The sequence below is a fragment of the Parvibaculum sp. genome, assembly GCF_002684405.1.
Lineage (GTDB): Bacteria > Pseudomonadota > Alphaproteobacteria > Parvibaculales > Parvibaculaceae > Parvibaculum.
Window position 1 is genome coordinate 1 of record NZ_NYVD01000122.1, and the last position, 9,823, is coordinate 9,823.

8 protein-coding genes and 1 pseudogene are annotated in these 9,823 nt (G+C 61.2%); 4 read left to right on the forward strand and 5 right to left on the reverse strand.

The annotated features are described in order from the left end of the window. The coding region (locus tag CMI59_RS11510; protein WP_293328401.1) for a TerB family tellurite resistance protein at positions 1–220 on the reverse strand (220 nt) is incomplete at its 3' end. Positions 221–366: 146 nt separating this feature from the next. Then, the gene (locus CMI59_RS11515) at positions 367–2,721 is read right to left on the reverse strand and encodes an efflux RND transporter permease subunit (RefSeq protein ID WP_293328402.1); all 2,355 of its coding nucleotides are present in this window, start codon (positions 2,719–2,721) and stop codon (positions 367–369) included. Between the two features lie 571 nt (positions 2,722–3,292). Between CMI59_RS11515 and CMI59_RS11520 the strand changes: the two genes are divergently transcribed. Continuing rightward, on the forward strand, positions 3,293–4,426 hold the full coding sequence (locus CMI59_RS11520) for a ferritin-like domain-containing protein (protein ID WP_293328403.1): 1,134 nt from the start codon (positions 3,293–3,295) through the stop codon (positions 4,424–4,426). A gap of 181 nt (positions 4,427–4,607) precedes the next feature. Here the strand turns inward: CMI59_RS11520 and CMI59_RS11525 are convergent, their stop codons facing one another. After that, positions 4,608–5,921, reverse strand: coding sequence for an Hsp70 family protein (locus tag CMI59_RS11525; protein WP_293328404.1), 1,314 nt, complete (start codon positions 5,919–5,921; stop codon positions 4,608–4,610). Between the two features lie 309 nt (positions 5,922–6,230). Here CMI59_RS11525 and CMI59_RS11530 point away from each other — a divergent pair, with 309 nt between their 5' ends. The 3 genes from CMI59_RS11530 to CMI59_RS11540 all read left to right on the forward strand — a co-directional run bounded on the left by CMI59_RS11530 (position 6,231) and on the right by CMI59_RS11540 (position 8,912). Next, positions 6,231–7,352 carry a ferritin-like domain-containing protein gene (locus CMI59_RS11530; protein WP_293328405.1) on the forward strand — a complete coding sequence of 374 codons (1,122 nt, stop codon included), beginning with the start codon at positions 6,231–6,233 and terminating at the stop codon, positions 7,350–7,352. A gap of 129 nt (positions 7,353–7,481) precedes the next feature. Further along, positions 7,482–8,414, forward strand: a complete 933-nt coding sequence (locus CMI59_RS11535) for an aminoglycoside phosphotransferase family protein (protein WP_293328406.1) — start codon at positions 7,482–7,484, stop codon at positions 8,412–8,414. Between the two features lie 9 nt (positions 8,415–8,423). Further along, complete coding sequence (locus CMI59_RS11540) at positions 8,424–8,912, forward strand: MmcB family DNA repair protein (RefSeq protein ID WP_293328407.1); 489 nt, start codon at positions 8,424–8,426, stop codon at positions 8,910–8,912. A 17-nt stretch (positions 8,913–8,929) separates the two neighbouring features. Here the strand turns inward: CMI59_RS11540 and CMI59_RS11545 are convergent, their stop codons facing one another. Both CMI59_RS11545 and CMI59_RS11550 read right to left on the reverse strand, forming a co-directional pair. Continuing rightward, a complete protein-coding gene (locus CMI59_RS11545; protein WP_167094749.1) occupies positions 8,930–9,469 on the reverse strand; it encodes an ActR/PrrA/RegA family redox response regulator transcription factor in 540 nt (179 codons plus the stop codon). A gap of 105 nt (positions 9,470–9,574) precedes the next feature. Further along, positions 9,575–9,823, reverse strand: a pseudogene (locus CMI59_RS11550) (sensor histidine kinase); the annotation flags it as partial.

Consider the following 9,823-nt stretch of genomic DNA (forward strand, 5'->3'; position numbering starts at 1 on the left):
CGACCTTCAGCAGATCCGCAGCCTCATCCGCATTGACAGTGAAATGCTCGGTGACGATCCTTTTGATAGCCTCGCGCTCGCCGTCCGTGAACTCGCGGTCCCGGTTCCCGGCCTCGACGAGCAGGGCCGCCGCCGCCAGTTGCTTGGCCTCCGGGCTCATAGGCACGTTCCCGGTTGTCGTCAGACCCTTTTGAAGGGCATTGCGGATTTTCTCGAACATCTATGTCTTCCCCTGCTGGCATGACCGCCTTTAGGCACGGCCTTCCTAGATTTTGCCGGGCAATCTAGCGCGGCTCGAGCCGTTTCACAAAAGAAAAGGCCGCCACCGAAAGCCCGGCAGCGGCCCAAATTGACGCATGGTCCTGGTTAGTGAGCCATAATGTTCTTCTTTTTTTGAACGGCCCGGCCACGCGGCAATATCAAATCCAGCACCACAGCCAGCGAAGGCAGGAGCGCAATCGCCATCACCATGTTGATCATGAACATGAAGGCGAGAAGCAGGCCCATATCCGCCTGGAACTTGAGATCCGAGAACGCCCAGGTGGACACACCGATCGCCAGGGTAAGCGCGGTGAAGAAGACGGCCATGCCGGTCTCCTCCAGCGCACGCTGGAAGCTATCGGTCATGTTCAGTCCCTCGGCCAGATGGAACTGGATGCGGTTGTAGATGTAGAAGGCGTAGTCCACACCGATACCCACCGCCAGCACCATCACCGGCAGGGTTGCCACGGTCAGGCCGATCTCCAGAACCTGCATGAACCAGTAGCCGAAGAATGTCGCAAAGGTGAGCGGCACACAGCATGCGATAACGGCTCGCCAATCACGATAGGTCAGCGTGACGAGTGCGATAATGGCGGCATAGACCCACATCATCATCGGAAGCTCGGTCTCTTCCACTTCCTCGTTCACAGCCGCCTGGACGCCCATATTGCCGGACGCCAGACGCAGTTCAACGCCATCCATATGATGTTTGGCGCGCCAGTCCTTCACTGCGGCCACGACCCCGTGAATGGTCGTCGCCTTGCTATCCTTCAGATAGATCATGTGGGGCATAACCGTGCACTCCTGATTGAAGAGCGCACTGGCATTCGGAACGGTGTTGGCCGCCTGGGCAAGGGCCGCGCGGTCACGCGGAATGTCCTTCCATTTCAGGTTGCCTTCGTTCCAGCCCGCAGCCGACCCCTTGATCGCGAAGGGGAGCGAGCCGACCGCCGTTACGCCCGGCACGTTCTGCATCGCCCAGGAGAAACGGTTCAGGAACTCCATCACCGGGTAACTCACACACCCGTCGGGGGGCGTTTCGACCACCACGGTGAGCACGTTGAGCCCCAGCGCGTACTGATCTGCGATAGCCCGGCTGTCCACATTATAACGCGCATCCGCCCGAAGCTCGGGGGCGCCGGCATGCAGCGCGCCGACATGGCGCTGACTGCCCTTGTAAACCGCGTAACCCAGAAGCACCGAGGAGGAACACAGAATAATGATCGAGACTTTGGGCTGCGCCACCTTGCCGATCACACGCATGAGTTTGAGCCTGGTTTCACGCGCCTTCTGAATGCGGTGCGTGAAGTTGTCAGGGAAGCGGAAATAGCTAACCAGGAGGGGCAGCATGACAAGATTGGTAATGATCTTGAGCGCCACGCCGATGGAGGCCGTGATGGCGAGCTCGCGGATCATCGGAACGGGGATCAGATAGAGCGTCCCGAAGCCCACCAGGTCGGTGATCAGCGCCATGGATCCCGGGATCAGAAGACCCGAAAAGCTCGACCGCGCAGCTTCTTCCGCCGTTGCGCCGGCGGCCAGTTCCGCCGTGATCAGATTGATCTGCTGGATGCCGTGACTGACGCCGATGGCGAAAACCAGGAATGGAACCAGCACAGCCAACGGGTCGAGCCCGTATCCGAGCACTTCCAGCAAGCCGAATTGCCATACCACCGATGTGAGCGAGGCAAAGAGCGTGACTGTCGTGAGCTGGATCGATTGCGAATAAAGATAGACCGACAGGGCGGTGAGAAGGAACGCGATGACGAAGAACTTGACGACCGATTCCGCACCGTCGGCGATATCGCCGATCATTTTCGCAAAGCCGATGATCCTGACTTTGAAGTCGTCGTTCTCGTATTTCTGCCGGATCTGCTTTTCGAGCTTCGCGGCCAGATCGAAATAGTCGAGCTTCTTGCCGGTCGAAGGGTCGTAATCCTGCAGCTCTGCGACCACCATACCCGACCTGAAATCGTCGGAGACGAGCTTGCCGACGAAACCGCCGCGAATGACGTTGCTCCGCACCTTTTTGAGGGCATCCTGCGTCATCGTATCCGCCGTCACCTTGCCGGAGATGACGTCGTCCGCGCTGATGCCGTATTCGGTGATTTCGATGTAGCGGGTGTTGGGCGTCCAGAGCGATGTCACTGTCTGACGCGCGACGCCGGGCAGGAAGAAGATATCGTCGGTCAGGTCCTTGTAGACCTTGAAAAACTTCTTCGTCCAGATGGTGCCTTCAGCCGGCTCGAGCGTCACGATGATGCGGTTCGACCCGAAGAGCTGATCGCGATATTGCTCGAAGGTCTGGATGTATTCGTGACCGAGCGGCAATTGCTTGTCGAAGCCCGCGGTCATGCGCAGGTTCATCGCGTAATACGCCGTGATTGCCGTGGCGACGAGCAACGCAAGCAAGATTACGGCACGAAGGCGAAAGACAAGATTCTCAAGAAACTTAATCATTGGACTCTACCCGTTCCCCAAGCCCGGCCCTCATTCTTCGGGGCGCGGCGCTTCATCTGCGTACTGCCGGTCGCCGCGGAATGGATCCGGTTTCCTCAATCAGAGAAAACCGCCATCCCTGGTACGGCTCGACGGCCACTTCAACTTGTCGGGGATATGCCGTCTCGCGGACGGATCATGAAAGCCCCCCTCCCGAACGGTGACACACGTCCCCGGACCGGATCGGTACCGGTGCGGCAACGTCATAACCGTCGATCTCAGGGGATTTCCCCTCCCTTGGATGCCCGCTCTCTTATCCTCCATGACCGCCTCCCGGTCATTTTGCGGAGCGTTTGCACGCATTCTTATTAGCACAGCTAGAGCATTTTTGTAAAAGCCAAGCTTTCGACTCCGGAATTTCATCCCGTCGGCCCGATTAAACATGACGGGTGCGTCATTTTGACCTTGACCCGGCCGCTTTCGCACTTATTCTTACTAGCAACAAAGTTGTAAGTCCGGCGCCGGAAAGGCGGCGGATTCATTTTATGCGGATGCGGCCTCCCTGGTGCCGCGCCGACCATTGGAGGGATCCATGACCGAAATCCGGCAGATTACGAAAGACGACGCCTACGATGCCGTGGCACCCGAAGATTTCCCCGCGATGATGGAAGTCGAACGCTATGGCGCCCGTTCCACAGCGTTCGACAAGATCATTTCCGCCACGCACGACCACTTCTGGGATCCCCTCGACGTGAAGTACATCGACTTCACGGAAGGCTTCGACCTCGACACGCAGATGGTGATGCCGGAAGAGCTTATGCCGGAACTCAAGCTGCCCTGCTTTGAAGCCCTCTCCGAGGCGCAGCGCGTGAAGTTCGCCAATCAGAGCGCGCGCTGGATGCTTTCCTCGATCCTGCATGGTGAAGCCGGCGCGCTCGCGCTGTCCGCCAGCCTCTGCCACATCCTGAAGGATCCGGGCGCGCAGGAATATGCCGCCAACCAGACGCGCGAAGAAGCGCGCCATGTGACGGCCTTTGCGAAATACATCCAGGCCCGCTGGGGCAAGCCGCTTCCGGTCGGCTCCACGCTGGGCGGCCTGCTGACCGACATCGTGAATGCGCCGGAGGTCTACAAGAAGATTGTCGGCATGCAGATGCTGGTCGAAGGCCTCGCCATGGGCGCCTTCGCGACGCTCTATGCCAATTCCAACGATCCGCTTCTGGTGAAACTCACCCAGCTCGTCATGACCGACGAAGCGTTCCACCACAAGTTCGGCAAGATCTGGGCCGACCGCACCATTCCGAACCTCAGCGAAGATGAGCAGAACATCATCGAAGACTGGGCGGCGGAATGCTTCCAGACCCTGCTGTTCAACCTGGTGAACCCAGAACAGAAGCAGGTGATCTATGCCGAGTTCGGCCTCGACTGGCAGCAGGTCCAGGCGGAGATGCTGGAAGCCTTCACCGATGACGACCGCCGCGAGCACATGAAGGAAGGCACGAATATTTTCCGTGTCCTGATCAAGACGCTGCTCAAGGCCGGGATTATCACCGACCGCACCAAGGCCTTCTATGCCACCTATGTGGACATGGACGAACTCAAGGACGAAGGCGAGCGCATGGTCGGCGACGACATCGCCGAAGAAGGCATTCGCTTCCTGCAGACGATCAATTTCGGCGCCAATTCCGACGCGCTGAAAGACGTGACGATTTCCGCAGCCGAATAAGATTCGTCTGCTTGTTGCGTAGGCGGGACGGCTACTCCCTCCAGCCGACTGTCAGTTCGATCCTTAAACGGCCCGCTCCGGCGGGCCGTTTTTTGTGTGCTCAAGAAGGGGCGGCCCGCTCCAACGGGCCGTTTTTGTTTGCTCGAGATAAGGGCAGCCCGCTCCGGCGCGTGCTGTTTTGTCAGTCGAGAAAACGCTGTCGTGCCGCCAGTGCAAGACCCGTGGCGACCGAGGTAAGTTCGCCGCTGCTTGCCAGCTTCCCCCCTCCGAAGCGGTCCGCAAAGAGCTGGCGGACGGCCGGGATAAAAGAGGAGCCGCCGGTCAGGAAGACACGGTCCACGCGGGAAGGCGCCGTCCCCGTTTCCTCCAGCAGCCCGTCGACGCATTCGGCAATGGCGCCGAGCTCCGGCGCAATCCATGCCTCGAAATCGGATCGCGTCACTTCTGCATCGATGCGGATCGGGGCGGCGTCGAAGTGGAAATGCGCCCGGTCTCCCGCCGAAAGGCCGATCTTGGTCGCCTCCACGGCCCGGCTCAATGCAAAGCCCTGCTCTTCCTCGATGAGGTTGGCGAGGGCCGCCACCTGGTCGGCGGCCTCCGCCGTACGGCCGATTTCCGCGAGCATGCGACGTGTCTTGCCGGTGTTGATGAGGCTCAGCTCGTGCCAGCGCTTCATCGTGTCATAGGGCCATGACGGGACCGGCAGCGTCTTGCCGCCGCTTTCATAAGAAGTGCCTTTGCCAAGACGCGGGGCGACGCAATGCTCGATCAAGCGCGCATCGAAAGCGTCGCCGGCAAGCCCGACGCCGGAAACGCCGATAATCGTCTCGCCGCGCTGCCTGAGCCCGCGCGTACCGGGACCGACATGGAGCAGGCAGAAATCGCTGGTGCCGCCACCGAAATCGCCGATGAGGACCAGCTCGTCGCGATCCAGCGAGGCCTCATAGGCATGGGCGGCGGCAACAGGCTCGAATTCGAAATGCACGTCGGGAATTCCGATGCCCCGCAACGCCTCGCCCAGCCGCTTCACAGCGAGCCGGTCGTGACCCTCGTCCGGTACGCCAAGGCTGTTGCGGACGAAGCGTGCAGGCCGTCCGACCACGACCGGACCCGACCGCATGGCCTCGTTCAGCGTATCGGTTTCTGCGGTCGCCTCGATCAGCCGCGTGACAATGAAGCCAATGAGATTTTCAAGCGTGTAGCGCGTGCCGAAAATATTGGTCGCGGTGAAGTTCGGATTGGCGAGATAGGATTTGACCGACTGAATGAGGCGGCCGTCGCCGCCCCGATCCAGATAGGCATCCATCGCGGCTGGCCCGGCAAAGGCGTGCAGACGGCCATTGGCGTCCCGCTCGTCCCCGTCGAAATAGAGGATCGAGCGAAAGGTATCGAACTCCGCCCCCTCATGTTGAACCGGGACGAGCCGCGCAGGGCCTTGCGGGGACGTAACCGCCAGCGCGCTGTTGGTCGTCCCGAAGTCGAGACCAATGAACATAAAATCACCTCGTATCCGTCTGACCGGACGGGGGCATCCCCTCGGTCACAGCAATACATTTCAAGGATTTCCGGGGATTCCGGAGGCTAAAGGGCCGCGACAGATACAGAAGTTACCCCTTTTTGTCGAGGGGCCCTGCCTGCGGTCCGGCCCCTCGCCTCATCCTGCGCAAAATGACGCACCCGTCATTTTTGTGTTGTGTGTGCAGCGCACAAATACCCACACTCCGATTGTGAGATTTAGCCGGCGAGGGATATGCGGAACCGGCCGAACGACGCCTTACTTGGATGCACAGGAGTGACAACAGCAATGACCGACGTCCGCCAGATCACCAAAGACAATGCCTATGACGCCGTCTCGCCCGACGACTTCCAGGCCATGATGGACACGGAGCGCTACAATCGTCGCTCCAGCGCTTTCGACAAGATCATCTCCGCGACCCACGACCATTTCTGGGATCCGGTGGATCCGCGCTATATCGACTTCACCGAGCCCTTCGATCAGGAAAACGAGATGATGATCGATCCGGAGCTGGTGCCGGAACTGAAGCTTCCCTGCTTCGAGGCGCTGTCGGAAAAGGAGAAGGTGCGTTTCGTCAACGAGACGGCGCGCTGGATGATGTCCGCGATCCTGCATGGCGAGCAGGGGGCGATGAACCTCTCCGCCTCGCTCTGCCACATCCTGCTCGATCCCGGCGCACAGGAATATGCCGCCAATCAGGCCCGTGAAGAGGCCCGCCATGTGACGGCGTTCGCGAAATATGTGCAGGCGCGCTTCGGCAAGCCGCTTCCCTGCGGCGAGACGCTGGCGAACCTTCTCTCCGAGATGGTCAACGCCAAGGAGGTCTACAAAAAGATCGTCGGCATGCAGCTTCTCGTCGAAGGCCTTGCCATGGGCACCTTCGCGACGTTCTTCAACACGGCGCGCGATCCGCTGCTGGTGAAGCTCTGCCAGCTCGCCATGACGGACGAAGCGTTCCACCACAAGTTCGGCAAGATCTGGGCCGACCGCACCATCCCGAAGCTGTCGCAGGACGAGCGCGACATCATCGAGGACTGGGCCGCGAACGTCTTCCAGACGCTGCTCTTCAATCTGGTGAACCCGGAACAGAAGAAGCTCATCTATGCCGATTTCGGTCTCGACTGGCAGCAGGTTCAGGCCGAGATGCTGGAAGCCGTCACGGATGAAGACCGCCGCGAAGGCATGAAGGACGCAGCCAACGTCTTCCGCGTTCTGGTGAAGACGCTGCTCAAGGCGGGCATCATCACCGACCGCACCAAGGCCTTCTATGCCACCTATGTGGACATGGACGAGCTGAAAGACGAGGACGACCGCATGGTCGGCGACGACATCGCCGAGGCGGGTATCTCTTTCCTCCGCACCGTGAATTTCGGGAAGAAGAACCCGACGGCGAGTGTCGCGGCCGAATAGGCCCCGGTTCTGCCGGCACCCGCCCGACCAAGAAGGCGGGGTCATCAGGGAACACTAAGGGCGGCCGCCAGAGATGGCGTGCCGCCTCTTCTTTTGCCGTGGCGGGCGGGGCTCACTAGACTGACGCCCATGGACATCGATTCAAGACTGACAGGCCTTCCCGACATACCGGACCTCCCGCCGGGCGAGGCCCGGCTGCTGGCCGAGGGCTTGTGGAGCAGCGTCTACCGGCTCGGCGACGGGAGCCTTCTGAAGCTTGTGCGCCGGACGGGCGGGGGTCTCGGGTCGGGGGAAGCGATCTTCCGCCGCGAGGCGATCGCCTATGAAGCGCTTTCCGACCTGCAGGGAACACATTTCTCATTGCCCCGCCTTCTTGGCCATGGCGATCTGGAAAGCGGCGGCAGTCTCCATGCCGGATGGCTTCGCATAAGCGCGCATGAAGGCGCGCCGCTTGCCGCAGAGCGGCTCGTCTTTGCTCCCGTCCAGACGCGCGATGCAATCGGCGAGCGGATCGGGGCCGCCATCGCGGAGTTTCACGAGATGACGACCCGGCTGGCGAGAGAAGCCGACCTCAGGCTCGGCGATACGGTCGCCCGTTCCATCGGCCTGGCCGCGCACCGGATGGGCCAGCCCGACGAGCGCCTCATGGCGGAACGGCTGGCCGACGCATGGGCGGCGGAAATCGAGACGGGTCCGCTTGTTTTCGTGCATGGCGACCTGAACCTGTCGAACATCCTTGGCGAGACGGGCACGCACAAGACATTCGGAACAGGGCGAGCGCGGCCGGGGGCGCTTGGCCTTGTCGACCTGGCGGAAAGCGGCTGGTCGCTGCCCGAAACGGATTTCCGGCATCTGGAAAACTTCGGACCGATGGGCGAGGCGGTGCTGCGCGGGTATGAAGCCCGGGCGGACCGGGACGTGTCGATGAAGCGCATCCGCATGGCGATGGCCGCCAATGCGCTTTGCACACTTGCCATCGAGGGACATTCCGGCCATCCGCGAGAGGGCATGCGCCGGCGCGCCGCGCTGGTTCATGCGATGGAAGCGGCCGGGATCGCATAAGATATCGCCATGGCGAAAGACGAAGACATTCCGGAAAACGAAGACGATCCCTTCATGCTGTTCGACGGGCGGCAATCGCCGACCGCGGCAGCGGTGCAGCGCGGGTGCAGCCGCCTCATTGCGCAGATGGGGTTCGTCGCGGCGACGGAAATCCCGCTCGCGACGGGACGGCGCGTCGACATCATGGCGCTCGGCCCGAAGAACGAGATTCATGTCTTCGAGATCAAGTCGAGCCTTGCCGACTTCCGGGCGGATTCGAAATGGGAAGACTATCTGGAATTCTGCGACCGCTTCTATTTCGCCGTCCCGCCGGAGTTTCCACAAGAGGTGCTGCCGGAGGAAGTGGGCCTCGTCGTCGCCGACCGCTACGGCGCGGAGATATTGCGGGAGTCACCGCATGATCCGCTACCCGCAGCACGACGCAGGAAGCTGACCCTGCACTTCGCGCGCATCACTGCGCGGCGGGTGCACCGCTTTCTCGATCCGGAAGAATTGTAAAATCCAGCCCGTGAAATTTACTTCGGCGCGCGCTTGGCGAGGATACGCTGCAACGTACGGCGATGCATGTTGAGGCGTCGCGCCGTCTCCGAGACGTTGCGGTCGCAAAGCTCATACACACGCTGGATATGTTCCCAACGCACACGGTCGGCCGACATGGGATTTTCGGGCGGATCGGCATGATCGGCCCCTTTGGCGAGAAGGGCGGCTTCGATCATGTCGGCATCGGCCGGCTTGGACAGATAGTCCGCCGCGCCGAGCTTCACCGCGGTGACGGCGGTGGCGATATTCCCGTAGCCCGTCAGCACCACGATACGAGCTTCGGGACGGGCCTCTTCCAGCGCTTCCACGACATCGAGGCCATTGCCGTCTTCCAGGCGCATATCCACCACGGCATATCCGGGCTTCATCGTCCGGGCGAGGCCCTTGCCTTCTTTCACCGTATTCGCCGTACTGACCTGAAAACCGCGGGTTTCCATGGCACGGGCCAGACGGTTCAGAAACGGTACGTCGTCGTCGACAAGCAGAAGCGTCTTGTCTTCGGGCAGAAACGGCATCTCGCCGGGTGCATTGTCTTCAGTCTCGGGCACGTCTTCGGATCTCCAATTCAGATGGTCTGACTGTAGGCTTTCAGCTTCGCCAAGCCAAGTTGGGGCTTTCCCTTACTCACCGCCTGCTGCGCGCTCGGGAAAGGCGGGGTCCGCCTCGATGAGGTGGCGAGGCCAGACCACATGGACGCGCGCGCCCCTTGGGCCGTCCTCTCGATTGCCGATATCGACGGTGGCGCCCGTCCGCTCCAGCAGGGTCTTGCCGATGAAGAAACCGAGCCCCATCCCCTGATGAGAATGCTCCGGATCGGCGGGTGCGCCCTTGCGCCGGGGCCGTGTCGTGACATAGGGCTCGCCCAGCCG

Bases quoted from the DNA above. Each gene is read 5' to 3' on its own strand.
- CMI59_RS11515 (WP_293328402.1), bottom strand. From the start codon at position 2,721: ATGATTAAGTTTCTTGAGAATCTTGTCTTTCGCCTTCGTGCCGTAATC.
- CMI59_RS11520 (WP_293328403.1), top strand. From the start codon at position 3,293: ATGACCGAAATCCGGCAGATTACGAAAGACGACGCCTACGATGCCGTG.
- CMI59_RS11525 (WP_293328404.1), bottom strand. From the start codon at position 5,921: ATGTTCATTGGTCTCGACTTCGGGACGACCAACAGCGCGCTGGCGGTT.
- CMI59_RS11530 (WP_293328405.1), top strand. From the start codon at position 6,231: ATGACCGACGTCCGCCAGATCACCAAAGACAATGCCTATGACGCCGTC.
- CMI59_RS11535 (WP_293328406.1), top strand. From the start codon at position 7,482: ATGGACATCGATTCAAGACTGACAGGCCTTCCCGACATACCGGACCTC.
- CMI59_RS11540 (WP_293328407.1), top strand. From the start codon at position 8,424: ATGGCGAAAGACGAAGACATTCCGGAAAACGAAGACGATCCCTTCATG.
- CMI59_RS11545 (WP_167094749.1), bottom strand. From the start codon at position 9,469: ATGCCGTTTCTGCCCGAAGACAAGACGCTTCTGCTTGTCGACGACGAC.